Genomic DNA, 263 nt, shown 5'->3' with positions numbered 1-263 from the left:
CTGGCGGACAGCCAGTATCGCCGCTCGGCAACACTGGTTAAGCAAGGTTATCTGGCTCAGTCGCAGTTCGATGAATTGGCTGCACAACGGCAAATTGCGCTGGCGAGGCTTAACCTTGCCAAGTTACGTCTGACATTCACGGCATTGCACGCCCCTTTCAGCGGGGTGATCTCTCGTGTACCTGTTGAACAGTTTGAAAATGTGCAGGTGGGCGAGGCTGTGATGAATATCCATAGCGCGACTGATGTGGATATCCTGATCCA

Annotated in this window: 1 pseudogene; it reads left to right on the top strand. The window is 53.2% G+C overall.

Annotated elements, in window-relative coordinates:
* Positions 1 to 263: pseudogene (locus ACYP03_RS26645) on the top strand (efflux RND transporter periplasmic adaptor subunit); the annotation flags it as partial.

This window comes from Photobacterium sp. R1 (assembly GCF_054600795.1).
The sequence above is the reverse complement of the archived record's forward strand: the minus strand, read 5'-3'. Positions and strand labels throughout refer to the sequence as shown.